12 protein-coding genes are annotated in these 15426 nt (G+C 75.3%); 2 read left to right on the forward strand and 10 right to left on the reverse strand.

Translation table 11 applies throughout. The annotated features are described in order from the left end of the window. The 10 genes from ACIQ9P_RS22725 to ACIQ9P_RS22770 all read right to left on the reverse strand — a co-directional run bounded on the left by ACIQ9P_RS22725 (nt 1) and on the right by ACIQ9P_RS22770 (nt 13774). Complete coding sequence (locus ACIQ9P_RS22725; protein ID WP_402358957.1) at nt 1–405, reverse strand: globin; 405 nt, start codon at nt 403–405, stop codon at nt 1–3. 104 nt (nt 406–509) lie between these two features. Then, entirely contained in the window at nt 510–1658 is a 1149-nt protein-coding gene (locus tag ACIQ9P_RS22730) for an ABC transporter permease (RefSeq protein ID WP_402358960.1), read from the reverse strand. Beyond that, the gene (locus ACIQ9P_RS22735; protein WP_402358963.1) at nt 1655–2572 is read right to left on the reverse strand and encodes an ATP-binding cassette domain-containing protein; all 918 of its coding nucleotides are present in this window, start codon (nt 2570–2572) and stop codon (nt 1655–1657) included. The genes ACIQ9P_RS22730 and ACIQ9P_RS22735 overlap by 4 nt, the downstream gene beginning before the upstream one ends. 158 nt (nt 2573–2730) lie before the next feature. Continuing rightward, nucleotides 2731–3957 (reverse strand): FHA domain-containing protein, encoded by a 1227-nt coding sequence (locus tag ACIQ9P_RS22740; RefSeq protein WP_402358966.1) that lies wholly within the window; start codon nt 3955–3957, stop codon nt 2731–2733. Between the two features lie 73 nt (nt 3958–4030). Then, nucleotides 4031–5386, reverse strand: coding sequence for a VWA domain-containing protein (locus ACIQ9P_RS22745; protein WP_402358969.1), 1356 nt, complete (start codon nt 5384–5386; stop codon nt 4031–4033). A gap of 284 nt (nt 5387–5670) precedes the next feature. Next, the gene (locus tag ACIQ9P_RS22750) at nt 5671–7017 is read right to left on the reverse strand and encodes a PP2C family protein-serine/threonine phosphatase (RefSeq protein WP_402358972.1); all 1347 of its coding nucleotides are present in this window, start codon (nt 7015–7017) and stop codon (nt 5671–5673) included. A 3-nt stretch (nt 7018–7020) separates the two neighbouring features. Further along, the gene (locus tag ACIQ9P_RS22755; protein WP_402358975.1) at nt 7021–9669 is read right to left on the reverse strand and encodes a tetratricopeptide repeat protein; all 2649 of its coding nucleotides are present in this window, start codon (nt 9667–9669) and stop codon (nt 7021–7023) included. A gap of 5 nt (nt 9670–9674) precedes the next feature. Then, nucleotides 9675–11150, reverse strand: coding sequence for a hypothetical protein (locus ACIQ9P_RS22760; RefSeq protein ID WP_402358977.1), 1476 nt, complete (start codon nt 11148–11150; stop codon nt 9675–9677). A gap of 283 nt (nt 11151–11433) precedes the next feature. Beyond that, the gene (locus ACIQ9P_RS22765) at nt 11434–12453 is read right to left on the reverse strand and encodes a glutamate ABC transporter substrate-binding protein (RefSeq protein WP_402358980.1); all 1020 of its coding nucleotides are present in this window, start codon (nt 12451–12453) and stop codon (nt 11434–11436) included. A 13-nt stretch (nt 12454–12466) separates the two neighbouring features. Next, complete coding sequence (locus tag ACIQ9P_RS22770; protein ID WP_402358983.1) at nt 12467–13774, reverse strand: hypothetical protein; 1308 nt, start codon at nt 13772–13774, stop codon at nt 12467–12469. Nucleotides 13775–14232: 458 nt separating this feature from the next. Between ACIQ9P_RS22770 and ACIQ9P_RS22775 the strand changes: the two genes are divergently transcribed. Further along, nucleotides 14233–14811, forward strand: a complete 579-nt coding sequence (locus tag ACIQ9P_RS22775) for a nucleosidase (protein WP_402358986.1) — start codon at nt 14233–14235, stop codon at nt 14809–14811. 26 nt (nt 14812–14837) lie between these two features. After that, on the forward strand, nt 14838–15356 hold the full coding sequence (locus ACIQ9P_RS22780; protein WP_402358989.1) for a DinB family protein: 519 nt from the start codon (nt 14838–14840) through the stop codon (nt 15354–15356). The last annotated feature ends 70 nt before the right edge of the window (nt 15357–15426 follow it).

A 15426-nucleotide genomic window follows, 5' to 3' on the forward strand; every position in this document is an offset into this window, starting at 1 on the left:
TCAGCCCTCGGTGTTGACCATCGACGCGGCGGCGTAGGTGAGGTAGTCCCAGAGCTGCCGCTCGGCCTCCGCCGGCAGTCCCAGCTCGTCCACGGCCACCCGCATGTGCTTCAGCCAGGCGTCGTGCGCCGCGCGGTCCACCGTGAACGGCACGTGCCGCATCCGCAGCCGGGGGTGACCGCGCTGCTCGCTGTACGTGCGGGGGCCGCCCCAGTACTGCATGAGGAAGAGCGTGAACCGCTCCTCGGCCGGCCCGAGGTCCTCCTCCGGGTACATCGGCCGGAGCAACTCGTCCTCGGCGACGCCCTGGTAGAACCGGTGGACCAGCCGCCGGAAGGTCGGTTCGCCACCGACCTGTTCGAAGAAGGTCTCCTCGCTGGGCGTGCCACGCCGGATCTCGTTCACCCGACCATGGTCGCAGACGGCGGCGGGGCCGTACACCGGGACCTGGGGACCAGGACCTCGGGTGTACGACCCCGCCGGGGCCTGCCGGAGGGAGGGGCGGGCGGTCAGTCCTCCCAGCGGAAGAGCTTCCAGGAGATGCCGGTCAGCACGGCCGCGAACAGCAGCAGTCCGCCCATGGTCGGCAGCGCGTCCATCACGCCGCCGCCCCGGGACAGCACCGACTGCGAGGCGGTGACCAGGTGGCGCAGCGGCAGCGCCTGGGAGATCGCCTCCAGCCAGCCCGGCATGCCGTCGGTGGGGAAGAACGAGCCGGACAGGAACGACATCGGCAGCACGATGATCTGCGAGATGCCGTTCGCCGCCTCCTCGGTCTTGGCGACCGAACCGGCCAGCAGGCCGATCGACATGAAGGCGATGGTCGCGCAGACGACCAGCGGGACGATCAGCCACCAGTCGCCGGTGAGCTTCAGCCCGAAGAACGGCAGGGTGGCGACCGCCAGGAAGACGGCCGTCTGGACCAGGGCGGTCAGGACCGAGACCGCGATCCGGGAGGAGATGATCGCCCCGGCGCTCACCGGGGCGAGCCGCAGCCGGCGCAGGACCATCTTCTTCCGCCAGCCGACCAGGGTCAGCGCGGCGCCGAACACCGCGCCGGTGGCCACCGCCCAGCCGAGCAGGCCGGGGGTGAGGAACTGGATCGGCTTGAGCGAGCCGTCCTCGACCGGGCTGCTCTCCATGACGAAGGCCGGGGGTTTGCCGGTGGCGGCCTGGTTGGCCTGCTGGACCACGGAGTTGACGATGCCCTGGACGGAGCCGGAGCGGACCTGGTCGGCGGCGCTGTAGCGGACCACCACCTTGCCGTCCGGGCCCTCCTTGATCATGGCGTCGAGGTCGCCCTTGCGGACCTTCTCCAGGGCGGCGGCCTCGTCGTCGCCCTTGGTGATGGTCAGCACCTGGTCCAGGCCGGTCCGGGCGTCGCCCTGGACCGAGTCCAGCAGCCGGACGGCGCCGACCTGTTCGACCTTGGCGTGGGGGCTGGAGGCGCCCTTGAGCAGGGTGCCGAACAGCATCAGGAACATCAGCGGGAACAGCAGCACGAAGAACATCGCGGCGCGGTCGCGGACGAAGGCGACCACCATCACCCGGGACAGGCTGGCGAAGGCGGAGACCCGCTCGCGCTCGGCCGGGGCCGGGGGAGTGCCGCCGGGGGCGGGGGCCGGCGCGGGCGCGGCCGTGGTGGACTCGGCGGTCATGCGCGGTACTCCCGTCCGGTGAGCTGGAGGAAGACGTCCTCCAGGGTGGCGCCGCGGACTTCCAGGCCGCGGAGGGCGCCCCGTTCGGCCAGCACGGAGAGCACCGGCGCGGGCAGCCGGGTGGAGAGCGAGAGCGAGACGCTGTCGTCCTCCAGCGAGGCGATCTCCGCCCCGGCGGCGGTGAGCAGCTCGCGCGCGGTGTCGATGGACAGTTGCCCCGACTCCACGCTGATCCGGACGGTGTCGTCGATCTCGCGGACGAGCGCGGCGGGTGCCCCGGTCCGCAGGATCCGGCCGTGGTCCATCACCGAGACGCGGTCGCAGAGCACCTCGGCCTCGTCCAGGTAGTGGGTGGTCAGGACGACGGTGCGGCCCTCGGCGTTGATGTCGCGCAGCAGGTCCCAGAGGTTGCGGCGGGCCTGCGGGTCGAGGCCGGTGGTGGGCTCGTCGAGGAAGACCAGCTCCGGTCCGTGGACCAGGGCGCAGGCGATCGAGAGCCGCTGGGCCTGGCCGCCGGACATCTTGTCGGTCATCACCCCGGCCGACTCGGTCAGGCCGACCCGCTCCAGCATCGCGTCGGCGCGCTTGGGGCCGACGCCGTAGAAGGAGCCGAAGGTGCGGATGGTCTCCCGGGCGGTGAGGCGGTTGAAGAAGGCGGATGCCTGGAACTGGACGCCGATGCGCGGCAGCAGTTGGGGGTTGCGCGGCCAGGGCGCCAGGCCCAGCAGCTCGACCCGGCCCTCGTCGGGCTTGCGGATCCCCTCCAGGATCTCCAGCGTGGTGGTCTTCCCGGCGCCGTTCGGGCCCAGGATTCCGTAGAATTCGCCGGCTTCGACGGTGAGTGACACTCCGTCGACGGCTTGTACGTCCCCGTACCGCTGACGGATTCCGTCGGCGGATATTGCAGCAGTCATAGTGGCTGAGAGTAGGGGTGCGGGGCCGCTACGGGGAGATGCAGAAGCATCATTTGATGATCATTTTTATAAAGTGTCCACCGGCCGGGGCCGATGGGACGGCCGGTGCGGCCCGGGAAGCCCCGGGGCCGCACCGGCCCACCGTCGCCGGTACCCGCTCAGGCGCGGTGCAGGGTGATCGTGGTCCAGGCGCCGATGTGGACGCGGTCGCCGTCGCCCAGCGGGATCGCGGTGTGCGGGGAGATCGGCTCCGCGCCGCCGTTCACCGTGGTGCCGTTGGTGGAGTCCTGGTCGACCAGCACCCAGCTGCCGTCCGGCTGTTCGGCCAGCAGGGCGTGCTGGTGCGAGGCGCCCGGATCCTCCGGCGCGACCGAGAGGTCGATCTCCGGCACGGTGCCGCGGTGCTGGCTGCGCCGCCCGATCCGCAGCTGGCCGCGACCGGTCAGCGGGATCCGCCGCTCGGGGCAGTACGGCGGGAAGAACAGCCCGGCCGCCTCCGGACCGCTGCGGGCCATCATGTCGGTGAAGTACTGGCGGTCCGCCGCGATCACCGCGAACCAGGTGGTCCGCACCGGCTCGGCGGGCGGCGCCTGCGGCGGCTCGGGCTGCGCGGACACCGGCGGGGCCAGATGGAACGAGGTGCCGAACTCGTCGCCGCGCCGGGCCGGTCCGGGCTGGGCGTAGACCGGGCCGGAGTCCTCGCGGGGGGCCGGGGGCTGCTGCGGGTACCCGTAGGGCGCCTCGGCCGGCTGCGCGTACGGGGCCTCGGCCGGAGGTCCGTAGGGCGCCTCGGCCGGCTGCCCGTACGGCGGCGCCTCGGCCGGGCCGGGCGCGGCGGCCTGCTGCCCGTGGGCGGGCGGCGGGTAGCCGTAGCCGGGGGGCGCGCCGTGCTGCTGCTGCGGCGGCAGCGGCGGGGCCTCGGCGAGCTGCGGCGCGGCCTGCGCCGCCGGGGCGCCCCCGTACGCGGCCGGGATGTTCAGCGGGGCGGGAGCGGGCGGCGGCGCGGGCGCCGGGAACGGCGGCTGCGGCGCGCGCTGCGGGGAGGACAGGTCGTAGTCGTACCCGCACTCCTCGCAGAACCGCCCGGTCTGCGGGCTGCGGCAGATCGGGCAGATCACCAGGCCCTCGGTGAGGTCGGGGAAACCCTGCGGGGCCTGCGGCGGGGGCGGCGGACCCGGTGCCGGCACCGCGCCGGGCGGCGGCGGAGGCATGGCGCCCGGGGGGAGAGTGGCACCGTACGGCGCGCCGGGTGCCCCGTGCGCCCCCGGGGCGCCGTGGAGCGCGCCGGGCGGCGGCGGCAGCGGCTGCGGCGGCGTCATCGGGAAGCCGCAGAAGTCGCACCAGTCCTCGGCCTGCGACTCGTGGCCCCTAGGGCAGATCGGCATCAGGTCCCCCCTCAATTCCAGCTCGGCCGGGGCTGGGCCCGGCCGGTTCGCGGCCCGGTCGGCGCTTCGGCGGTCACTTCTTCACGCGGACGGTCTTGGTCGACCGGGTCTCGACGATCATCGAGTCGGCCTCGCTCACGTTCTTACGGAACCGAACGGTACCCTCCTTCGGGTCCACCACGTCCACCACCTTCTGCAGCAGCTTGAAGGTGCCGTCGTTCCCGGTCGCGTGGGCGATCCGGACGGCGGCGCCCAGCTTGGCGGTGGCGAGGTCGACGTTCCCCGCGCGGTGCGCCTCCATGCCTTCCTGGACCGCCGCGGCCAGTTCCGCCTGCCCGGTGTAGTGGGCGACCTGCGGGCTGATCCGGGTGGAGGAGGCGAGGTCGTCGGTCCAGACCGCCTTGACCAGCCCCTGGGACAGCACCTCGGGCGTCCCCCCGGCGACCGAGGGCGGCAGCACCAGGCTGATCCGGGCGGCCAGCATCTCGTTGCCGACGGTCGCGGCCGGGACCTCCACGCAGACGTGGTAGTCGCGGCTCTCGTCGCCCCACGAGCCGGTCGGGTAGTCGCCGGCCCGCGGCCCGCTGTCGGCCCGGCGGCCGCTGAGGTCCTCCAGCGCGGGGGCGACCTGCTTGACGAACTTCACCACCGCGTTGGCGGGCGTCCAGATCCGCAGGGCGACATCGGCGACCTGCTTGCCCATCGCGCCGGCCATCATCGAGCGGAAGTCCTCGGCCAGGCCGGACGGCTCGGGGACGATGTCGACGGTGCCGAGCAGCGCGGAGGCGATCTTGCGCAGCTCCTCGACCTTCCAGTCGGTGCCGACGCCCCGGCAGTCGGCGGTGAAGTGGCCGGTGACCCGGCCGATCGCGCGCTCCAGCTCGGCGGCGGTCTCGTGCTCGTTGTTGCCGTCGGTGAGCAGGATGGCGTGCCGGATCGGGATGTCCCGGCGGGTGAGGAAGAGCTGGTCGGCCTTGGTCAGCCAGCTGCCCATGGCGGTGCCGCCGGCCGCGGTGAGGCGGCGCAGCGACTCCCGGGCCCGGGCCCGGGTCTCCGGCGAGGCGATGGCGAGGGTGCCGTCGCCGGGGAAGACCTCGCGGGCCTCGTGGGTGCCGGCCACCACGGCGAACGCCACGCCGTCGCGGACGGTGTCGACGGCGGCGGCGGTGGCCTCGCGGGCGCCGCGCATCTTGCTCGACGGGTAGTCCATCGAGCCGGAGCAGTCCACCAGGATCACCACGGCGGCGGACTGCCCGTCGCCGCCCGCCGAGGCGTCGGCGATGCCGAGCGGGCGGCCGCCGGAGGTGCCGCCGCCGGTCGCGGTGACGGTGACGATGGCGTTCACCTCGCGGGCGCCGTCCGCGAGGTACTCGTTCTGGAAGATCTCCACGTCGAACTTGGGCAGGTTCGGCTTCGCCAGTGTTGCCATGGGCCGGTGGCTCCCGTCGGATCGTCGGATGGTGCGCGGGTGGTGGCCGCGCCGGTGGGACGGGGCGCGGGTGGTCGCTCGGTGCGGTGGCTCGGTGCGGGGTGTGGCTCCGGGCGGGTCGCCCGGTGGTCGGGGCCCGGTACTCGCGGCTCGGGGTGTGCGGCTCGGGCGTGCGGCTCAAGGTGTGCGGCCCCGCCGCCGCCCGTGCGCCGGGGCCCGCACCGGGCAGTGCGGGCCCCGGCGGTGCGGGCGGAACGGCGGACGCGCGGGCCCGGTCGGTCGGGTCAGCGGGCCGGTGGCACCGGCGGTGCGGGCGGTGCGGGAGGCACGGGCGGAAGGGGCGGCACCGCGGGCGGCGGCGGGACCGGGGGCAGCGGGGCGGCGGCCGAGCCGATCACCGGGATGTCCGGCAGGGTCGGCGCGTGGTCCTCCTCCTCGTCCGCCGGTCCGGTCCCGGGGGCCGCCCCGGTGGCGGTGATCACCGGCAGGTCGAGCGCGGTCGCGGTCCGGGCGTCCTCCCCGGCCGCCGCGGCCGCCGGGGGCGGGTCGATCGGCAGCACGGCGACGGTGATGTTGTCGTGCCCGCCGGCCGCCACGGCGAACTTCACCAGCGACTGCGCGGCGGCCAGCGGTTCGGTCCGGGCGTCCGGCCGGACGTAGTACGCCAGGTCGGTGGCGGCCTCGGCGTAGTTCCACAGGCCGTCGGTGCAGACCAGCAGCACCCCCGGCACGTGCGGGGTGAAGTCGAGGGTGTGCGGCACGACCTCCTCGGCGTCCGCGCCGAGCCAGCCGGTGATGGCGTGGGCGCGCGGGTCCGCGTACGCCTCGGCCTCGCCCATCAGTCCCGCCTCGACCATCCGGGCCGCCCAGGAGTCGTCCTGGGTGAGCCGGAACGGCTCGGCGGCGACCCGGTCGTCGGGGATCCAGTAGGCCCTGGTGTCGCCGACCCAGCCGATGGTGATCCGGCCGCCGGACGCGATCGCGCTGACGTAGGTGCAGGCCGGCGCGTTGAGGTCGGGCCGGGGCGGCCGGGTGCCGTCGGTGGCGAGGGCGGCCACCGCGTCGGCGGCGTCGGCGATCGCCCGGCGCATGGCCAGAGTCGGGTCGGTGCCCGCCTCCAGCGAGCTGAGCAGCGATTCGGAGGCGGCGTCGACGGCGGTCTCGGAAGCCTGGTCGGGCCGGTCGGAGGAGGAGACGCCGTCGCAGACCACGGCCACCACGACCGGCTCGCCGCCGGGCAGCGAGGAGGCGGCGATGGTGAAGGAGTCCTCGTTGCGGTGGTGCCGCAGGCCGCGGTCGCTGACACCGGCGACGCCGGCCAGCGCCTTCTCCATGTGGTCGCGGGGGCGCGGCTGGGCGCGGCCGCAGGCTTCGCAGTAGCCGTCGGGGGTCACCTGGCGGAGCCCGCAGTGGGCGCAGGCGACCGCGCTCCGGTCGCCCTGGGCGAGCACGGAGGGGGTGTTGGGCAGGGTCGGCGGGTGGTCCTCCCCGCCGGCCCGGGCGGCGGACCAGCCGGCCGGCATCGCGCCGGGGGCGGGACGGCCGTCCCGGCCGGCCCCGCAGGACCCGCAGAAGACGTCCTCCGGGTCCATCGGCTCGGCACAGCTCTGGCACACGGTCTGCTGCGGCATCAGTTACACCCACGTCCTGGGACGGGCCCGGTTGGCCCGTTCCACCATCTCGATCCTGGTCTCGGCCCGGTCGGCCAACCGGGCGAGTACCCGGTAGGACTGCTCCAGGGCGAACCGCAGTTCCCTTTCCACCGCGGGCCGTCCCAGCACGCTGACCTCGCCCGGTGCCGGGTCGGGGCCGGTCCCCCGGGGGGATCCGGCGGTGACCCAGCCGAGCGCCGCGCCGAGCACCTCGACGGCGAGTTCCTCGCGGCGGCGGTCGTCCAGGCGCAGCGCGGTCAGCTGCTCGGAGCTCGCGCCGAGGTCGGCGTCGAGCGGGTCGGTGGTGGGCCGCTCGCGCAGCCGGGCCCGGACGGCGGCGATCCGGGCGGCGGTGTACTGGCTGGAGGTGGCCGGGACGGTCTCCAGGGCGGCGACGGCGCCGGCCCGGTCGTTCTCGGCGAGCCGGACCCGGGCCAGCCCGAAGGCGGCGCTCAGGTAGCTCTGGTCGGTGCTCCACACCAGCCGGTAGAACTCGGCCGCGTCGCCGCCGTCGCCGAGGAGTTCGGCGCAGACGGCGAGGGCCAGCTTGGGGGCGGCCTCGCCGGGGAAGGCGTCGTACACGGCGTCGAAAGCCTCGGCGGCGGCGCGCAGGGCCCGTTCGCGGGCCGAGGCCGGCTCCTCGGTGCCGGTGCCGGTGCCGGTGCGAGTGGCGGTGCCGGCGGGGGTCGCGGTGTCGGCCTCGGCGGCGGTGACCAGGGAGGCCAGGCCCCGGTACCAGACCACCCGCCAGTCGTCCGGGTGGTCCTGCTCCAGCGCGGCCAGCGCCTCGGCGGACTGGTGCTTCCGGCCGAGTTCGAGCAGGGCCCGCAGGGCGCGCAGCCGGCGTTCGACCGAGTCGGCCGGGGCGCCGTCCAGCGCGGTGAGCGCCTCCGCCGGGTCGGCGGCCAGCAGGGTGGCGAGGAAGCCGGCGTTGGGGTCGGCCGGGTCGACCCGGGGGACGGGCAGCGCGAGCGCGGCGGCGGCGGGGTCGACGGCGGTCAGCCGCAGTTCGCCGGGACGGACCGTGGCGGCCACCAGCTCGGTGTCGACGACCCGGAGCTCGGGGCCGAACAGGGTGGACTGGGCGGGCCGGGCCCGGCCGTCCTGGAGCGCGAGCACCTCGCGCAGGACGCCGGTGAGCTGGTCGGCCATCTCCTCGGCGGAGCCGAACCGGCGGGCCGGGTCCGGGTCGGTGGCGCGGACCAGCAGGCGGTAGTAGGACTCGTAGGAGGCGAAGACCGGGACCGACTCGGGGCCGGGCAGGGTCTCCCGGTAGGTGGTGGAGTAGCCCTGGAAGTCGAAGCTGAGGACGGCCAGGGTGCGGGCCACCGTGTAGAGGTCGGAGGCGGGGGAGGGGCCGTCGGTGGCGATCTCGGGCGCCTGGTAGCCGATGGTGCCGTAGATCGGGCCGTCGTCGTCGAGGCGGCGCACGGCGCCCATGTCGATGATCTTGAGCGCGTCGCCGGTCTGCAGCACGTTGTCGATCTTGAAGTCGCAGTACACCAGGCCCCGGGAGTGCAGGTAGCCCAGCGCGGGCAGCGCCTCCAGACCGTAGGCGATCGCCTGCTCGACCGGCAGCGGGTCGCGCCGGCCGTCCGGGGTGCGGCGCTCGTTGGCGATGTCCTTCAGGGACTTGCCGCCGACGTACTCCATCACGATGTAGCCGTCGGTGGCGCCGGTCCGCAGGTCCGGATGCTCGACGAAGTTGATGATGCGGACGATGTTCGGGTGGTCCACCTCGGCGAGGAAGCGGCGCTCGGCGACGGCCACCGCCAGGGCGTCCTCGTCGCCGGTGTCCAGCAGGCCCTTGAGTACCACCCACTTGTCGTTGACCCGCCGGTCGACGGCCAGGTAGATCCAGCCGAGCCCGCCGTGCGCGAGACAGCCGACCACCTCGTACTGCCCGCCGACCAGGTCACCGCGGCGCAGCTTGGGGGTGAACGAGTACGGGGTGCCGCACTTGGTGCAGAAGCCGTCCGGGCGGCCGGGTCGCCCGTTCCGGTCCCGGCCCACCGGGGTGTCGCACTTGGAGCAGTAGCGCTTGCGCTCCGGGACCTCGGGGTTCTCCAGGACCGCCAGCGACGGATCGGCGGTCGGGACGGTCGGCACCGTCACCAGGCCGGCGCCCAGCCGGTGCCGGTTGGCGGAGCTGCTGCCGCGGCTGCTGCGCACGGAGACGGAGCGGCCGCTGCCGGTGCGGGTGGAGCGGTGCGAGCGGGAACGGCCGGACAGCGAACGGGCCGAACCGCTGCGGACCGAGGTGCTGCGGACGGAGGTGCTGCGGGCCGCGCCGGTGTCCCGGTCACCGGCGGCCGGTGGGGCGGAGGCGGCGCCGAGGCCGCACTCGTCGCAGTAGCCGTCGGGGTCGACCGTCCCGGCGCAGTCGCGCGGGCAGGGGTCGCCCGGTCCGGCGACGGACCTCCGGCCGGTGGCCGTTCCGCCACGGGTCCCGGTCGCGGTGCCGGTGCCGGAGCCGGAGCCGGTGCGGCTCGGCCCGGTGCCCGTGGGCGTCGACCCGGTGCCCGCGCGCGTCGAGGTGGTGCTCGCCGGGGCGAGGCCGCACTCGTCGCAGTAGCCGTCCGCGTCGATCGTCCCGGTGCCGCACTCCGGTCGTACGCACGTCTCGCCCATCACCGTCAGCCCCCCTGTACCCGTCCGTCGACAGCCTGTCCGTCGGCCGGCTCCCCGCCGGCCGCCGCCCCGCCCCACCCGGTCCCGTCCTGTCCGGTCCCGTACGGCCCGATCCCGTCCCGTTCGATCCGGTCCTGCACGGCGCCGCCGGGCCCGGTTCCGGCGGGCGCGGAGCCCGCCCCGGGCTCGCCCGGCGCCGGGCGCAGCGCCTGCTGGAACCGGGCCACCGCGCCGGCCGCCGCCCGCAGGTCGCACGGCGCGCTCCACAGCAGCCAGCGCGCCTTCTCGTAGCGTTCCAGCACCACCGGGTCCTCGGCCACCCGGAGCCGGGCCGCCATCGCCTTGTACGCGTCCAGGCGCCCGCGCAGTTCTGCCCGGACGGCCAGCGGCTGGGTCACCTCGGTGAGCGACTGCCGGGCTCGCGCCAGCTCCTTGGCGGCGGCGTCCTCCAGCGCGTCGAGCAGCGGTGCCAGCCGGTACCACTGCCCGTTCTGCCGCAACTCCAGTGCCAGCACGATCCGTTCCCGCAGCGCCGAGGCCGGTCCGGGCACGGCCGGCACCTCGGTGGCGGCGATCTTCGCCAGCACCTCGCCGCGGGCCCGGCGGGCCTCGGCGAGGGTGGCGTCGGCCCGCTGGAGCAGGTCACCGACGCCCTGCAGCCGCTCCTCGGCGTCGTCGCGCAGCCGCAGCAGGTTCTCCAGTTCCAGCCGGACGCCGTCCAGCGCCCGCCCGGCCCGGTCGAAGCGCTCGGTGTCCACCACGCCGGAGGGGAGGGCCGTGGCGCCGCCGTCCGGCACCGTGCCGCGCTGGGCCGGGACCCGGGCGGGCCGCCAGAGCGCGAGCGGGTCGGTGCGGACCTCGGTCCGCAGCCCTTCCAGGTCGGCGTCCAGCGCCTCCAGGTCGTCGCCGAGCGGGTGGGTGCCGGAGCGCACGCCGAGCGAGGCCGCCAGGGTCTGCACCCGGCGCAGTTCGGCGATCAGCAGATCGATCCGGGCCGGCAGCGCCGTCCAGACCGCGTCCGCCGCCGAGACCACCTCCAGTACGGTGGCGTACCAGGCGTTCATCCGCTCCATGAGCTCGTCCAGGCTGACCCGCTCGACCAGCCGGGCGGGCGCGCCGAGCCGCTGCGGGCCGTCGGGCGCGCCGCCGGGCACGGTGACCGCGTCGCCGGTCAGCAGCTCGCTGAGCTCGGCGAGTTCGGGTCCGCCCGGCCTGGCCCGGCGGGCCCGGACCGCGCGGGCCGAGGCCAGCGCCTCCGAGTAGCGGTCGAACAGCGCCCACAGCAGCGGCAGGCCCTGTCCGACGACGGACCAGCGCTCCTGGGTCCGCCCGGTCAGTCCGGCGCCGTCGAGCAGGCGCAGGCCGGGGTGGTCCTGGAGCGAGAGCAGCGCGGACTCGACCGCGTCGCGTTCCGCGCCGAGGCGCGCCAGCGCGCGGTCCACCTCCTCCCGGCTCAGTGCCGGGCCGGCCGAAGCCGCCATCGTCCCCTCCCCTCCTCCACCTGCTGCGAGCCGTGGGCCGTCCTGCCGTGTGCCGTCGCGCGGTGTGCTGCCGCGCCGTGCTCCGTCGTGCCGTGCTCCGTCGTGCCGTGCTCCGTCGTGCCGTGCCGCGTCGTTCCGGGTTCCGCCGTTCCGGTTCCCGGGGAATCCGCCCCGACCCTAGCGCGCGCCCCGACCGCCGGGCCGGGCCCGGTCACCGGGGAGCCGTCGGTCGGGCGTCCGGTCGGATGCCCGGCCGGACGCCCGGTCCCGCCCCGAGGCCCCGTCACCGGGGTGTCGGCCAGTGCCGGTCGGCGTCGTCCAGCAGGTAGGGCTTCAGCCAGGTGTCGTACGCCCGCCGCCAGCTGCCGCCGGTGTAGTAGTCGTTGAGCACCTGGTTCACCCGGGCGGTCAGATCGGTGCTGGTCTTCAGCATCGCGACGCCCATCACGCCCGGCCGGACCTCGCCGTCGAGGACCCGGACGGTCTGGTCCTGCGCGGCCTGGCTGGCCGCGAGTCCGTCGTCGGTCATGGTGGCGTCGACCTTGCCCAGCTGCATCAGCACCAGGCAGTCGAGGTGGTTCTCCACCGTGATCAGCTGCTTGAGCGGACGGGTCTTCAACTCCTCCTGGGCGGAGGAGCCGGACGCGGCGCAGGCGGTGGTGCCGTTCAGTGCCTCGTCCATGGTCTTCGCGGTCGAGGAGCGCGGCACCAGGACCCGCTGACTGGTGGTGAAGTAGGGGCGGGAGAAGGCCACCTGCTCCATCCGCTCGCAGGTGATCGACATGGTCCGGACGATGATGTCGACCCGGCCCTCCTGGATGAACTTGATCCGGTCGGCGGTCGGTACCGCCTTGAGGACCACCTTGTCCGGGTCGCCCATGATGGCGGTGCCGATCGCCTTGGCGAGGTCGATGTCGAAGCCCTCGACCTGCCCGGTGTTGGGGTTGCGCGAACCCCACCGGTAGCTGTTCAGGTCGACGCCGACGACCAGGCTGCGCTTGGCCTTGACGGCCTTCACCGCCGGGCCGTCCTCGGTGCTCGGCGGGACGCTCCGGTACAGGTCGCAGTCGGCCTGTCCGGTCTGCTCCGACTGCCCGGACCGCTCCTGCTGCGCCGCCAGCGGCACCTGGCGCGGTGTGCCGACGGTGGGGGAGGAGCCCGCGCCCAGGACCAGGGCGCCGCTCGCCAGCAGTGTCAGCGCCACCGCCGTCCGGGCCCCGCGCAGCGCGGCCGCCCGGCGCCGGTTCCGATCCCTGCCAGTGCCAGTGCCGGTGCTCGTGCCAGTGCCAGTGCTCGTGACCATGCTTCCGTCCCCTCTACCGGTACTCGGCCAGTCGGCGGCCGAGGCCGCCCAGCGCGGCGGCGGCGGCCACCAGGCCCAGGACCGCGACCGCCGCGGCGGCGGTGCGCAGGTCCCCGTCGACGCCCAGCGCGGAGTCCCGGAACACGCCTTCCTCCAGGACGGCCGCGTGGGCGAGTTGCTGATCGGCGGCGCTGAACGAAGCCTCGGCCGTGTTCGGCGCGTCGGCCGCCCGGGCCGTCACGGTGGCGTCCAGCGCGGCCTGGTAGTCACCGTCGTTCTCCAGCTTGGTCGCGGCGGTGTGCCGCTCGCGCCACTGCTGGTAGTCGGCCAGGGCCTGGGCGAGCGGTTGTTGGGCGGTCGGCGGTGCCAGCGACTGGGCCTGCACCAGGGTGCCGGGCCCGGTGTCGCGCCCGGGATCGGACGTGAACAGGTGCTCCGTGGTCTTCGCCCACAGGTCGGCGTAGGTGCCGCTGGACCCCCGGGCCACGTAGTGCAGGTTCTCCGCCAGCCGGGCCGTCAGCACGTCCACCCGGGCCGCGTTGAGCGCCCGCAGCGGTGCGCCGCCCTCGCGCTCGCCGCGGGCGAGGGCCGAGGCGGCCCCGGTCGCGGCCACGGTCAGCCAGAGCACCGCGGCGAGCACGGCGCCGGTGGCGGCCAGCAGCCCGATGTTGAAGACCCGGTTGGTCCGGCGGAACAGCGTCATCTGCACCCACACCAGCGCCGTCAGCGCCACCAGCCCCAGCGCGTACCCGGCCCACGGGGTGGTCCGGGCGTCGGCCAGGTCGTCGGCCAGGACGGCGTTCTCGGAGGCCGACAGCTGCTGGGCGGCCGGCAGCAGCACCTTGCGCATCTGCTCGGAGGCGTAGCGCTGGTAGGCACCACCGAGCGGGTAGCCCTGCCGGTTGTTGGCCCGGGCGGTCTCCACCAGCCCCGCGTAGACCGGCACCTGCTGATTGAGGGTGGAGAGCAGCTCCTGGAGCGGCGAGGACGCGGTGGTGCGGGCGGCGGCCTCGGAGATCAGCCGGGAGGCCGTCCTGAGGTCCTGCTCGTAGCGGTCGCGGACGGCCCGGGGCTCGGAGCCCGCGAGCAGGAAGCCGGTGGCGGCGGTGGCGTCGGCGTCGGCCAGCGAGCGGCTGATGTCGGCGGCGGCCTGGCTGAGCGGCTGGCTGTGGTCCACCACCCGCTGCGCCGCGGCCGCCCGGGAGTTGATCTGGACGGCGGTCAGCGCGCCGAACGCGAGGGTCAGGACCGCGAGCAGCGCCCCGGCCAGCCGCAGCCGCCCCGGCGCCGTCCGGGTGGCCCGGCCCAGCCGTGCGGCCACGCCCCTGGGGAGCACCACCGCCCCCGTGCCACCGGCCCCGCGCTGGGCCGGCACCGTACCCGCGGGCCGTTCCGGCGCGTGCGCGCCCGGCCCCTCCGTGCGTACCGGTGTCGCCACCAGCCACCCCCTCCCCTGTGGCCCGCCCCCCGTCTCCGGGGCCCGGCCGTTGCCAGCAGTATGGCCGTCACTCCCCGCGGCCACACCCGAGTTGCGCGGATCTTGAGCTGTCCCGTCGCTGCTTCGCCCGCCGGGCCCCGTCCCCCCTCGGGCCGTGCGGCGAACGGGTCGACGCGGCACGCACCCTACGCGGTTCCCGAGTTGACCGGAGGATCGGGGTCCGTTTGTGCGGAGGTCGGGTCCGGGCGGCGCGACGGCCGACACGTTCCGGTGGGGCGCGCGCCCCGGGCGCGGGTGGTGCGTGTCCGCTCCGGCGGCCCGGCCCTTCGTACGATGGCGGTATGCGCCTTCTGGGAACGATCTCCGCCGACCGCCCGCTGCTCGTCGTCGCCGTCCGGGAGGAGGCCGCCCACCTCGGCGACCGTCTCCCGGTGCTGCTCACCGGCATCGGCAAGGTCAACGCCGCGGCCGCGCTGGCGACCGTCCTCGCCGGGGGCCGCCACCCCTCCGAGGTGGTGAACCTCGGCACCGCCGGCGCCCTGCGCCCCGGCTGGGAGGGCACCCACACCGTCACCCAGGTGATCCAGCACGACCTGGACACCCCCGCCCTGTACGCCCTCACCGGCCGTACCTACGGCGCGCCGCTGGTCGTCGGCAAGGGCGGCGACGGGCCGGTCCTGGCCACCGGCGACCTCTTCGTCTCCGACCCGGCCGCCCGCGACCGCCTCGCCGAGCACGCGGACCTGGTGGACATGGAGGGCTACGCCGTCGCCGCCGTCGCCCACCGGGCCGGGCTGCCGGTCCGCCTGGTCAAGCACGTCAGCGACGAGGCGGGCGACGACGCCGCCCGCGCCTGGCAGGACTCGGTCGACGACTGCGCCCGCCACCTGGCCGACTGGCTGCACGCCCAGGGCTGGTGACGCGCCCACGCCCTAGGGTGGGTGGGGTGACCGATGACACCGACGCCCCCGCCCGGGCCGACCTCCGGCCGCCGGGGCTGAACGCCGACGAGCACACCACGCTGCTCGCCTTCCTCGACTACTTGCGCACCTGCGTGATCGCCAAGACCGACGGACTGTCCGACGAGGACGCCCGCCGGCCCGGCGTCGGCTCCGGGACGAGCCTGCTCTGGCTGGTGCGCCACCTCACCGCCGTCGAACTCAACTGGTTCCTCTGGGCCTACCGGGGCGACGACGTCGGGCTGTGGGACGACGACGCGCCCTCGCCCGGCGACGAGACGGTGGCCGGGTCGGTGGCCGCGTACCGGGAGGCGATCGCCCGGGCCAACGAGGTGATCGCCGCGGCGGCGGACCGGCCGGACCTCCCCGGGGTGCGCTCGCTGCGGCCCAACGCGGAGGCGCCGTCGATGCGTTGGCTGCTGGTGCACATGATCGAGGAGACCGGTCGGCACGCCGGTCACGCCGACATCCTGCGGGAGTTGCTGGACGGTTCGGTCGGCCGCTGACGGGGGCGGGTGGCCGCCCTCCTGACGGTGAGTGGAATACTCCCCCGCGCAGTACCCGGCGCCGCTCCGG

The organism is Kitasatospora sp. NPDC094019 (assembly GCF_044764505.1).
Classification (GTDB): Bacteria; Actinomycetota; Actinomycetes; order Streptomycetales; family Streptomycetaceae; genus Kitasatospora.

Bases quoted from the DNA above. Each gene is read 5' to 3' on its own strand.
- ACIQ9P_RS22730 (WP_402358960.1), bottom strand. From the start codon at position 1,658: ATGACCGCCGAGTCCACCACGGCCGCGCCCGCGCCGGCCCCCGCCCCC.
- ACIQ9P_RS22735 (WP_402358963.1), bottom strand. From the start codon at position 2,572: ATGACTGCTGCAATATCCGCCGACGGAATCCGTCAGCGGTACGGGGAC.
- ACIQ9P_RS22740 (WP_402358966.1), bottom strand. From the start codon at position 3,957: ATGCCGATCTGCCCTAGGGGCCACGAGTCGCAGGCCGAGGACTGGTGC.
- ACIQ9P_RS22745 (WP_402358969.1), bottom strand. From the start codon at position 5,386: ATGGCAACACTGGCGAAGCCGAACCTGCCCAAGTTCGACGTGGAGATC.
- ACIQ9P_RS22750 (WP_402358972.1), bottom strand. From the start codon at position 7,017: ATGCCGCAGCAGACCGTGTGCCAGAGCTGTGCCGAGCCGATGGACCCG.
- ACIQ9P_RS22755 (WP_402358975.1), bottom strand. From the start codon at position 9,669: ATGGGCGAGACGTGCGTACGACCGGAGTGCGGCACCGGGACGATCGAC.
- ACIQ9P_RS22760 (WP_402358977.1), bottom strand. From the start codon at position 11,150: ATGGCGGCTTCGGCCGGCCCGGCACTGAGCCGGGAGGAGGTGGACCGC.
- ACIQ9P_RS22765 (WP_402358980.1), bottom strand. From the start codon at position 12,453: ATGGTCACGAGCACTGGCACTGGCACGAGCACCGGCACTGGCACTGGC.
- ACIQ9P_RS22775 (WP_402358986.1), top strand. From the start codon at position 14,233: ATGCGCCTTCTGGGAACGATCTCCGCCGACCGCCCGCTGCTCGTCGTC.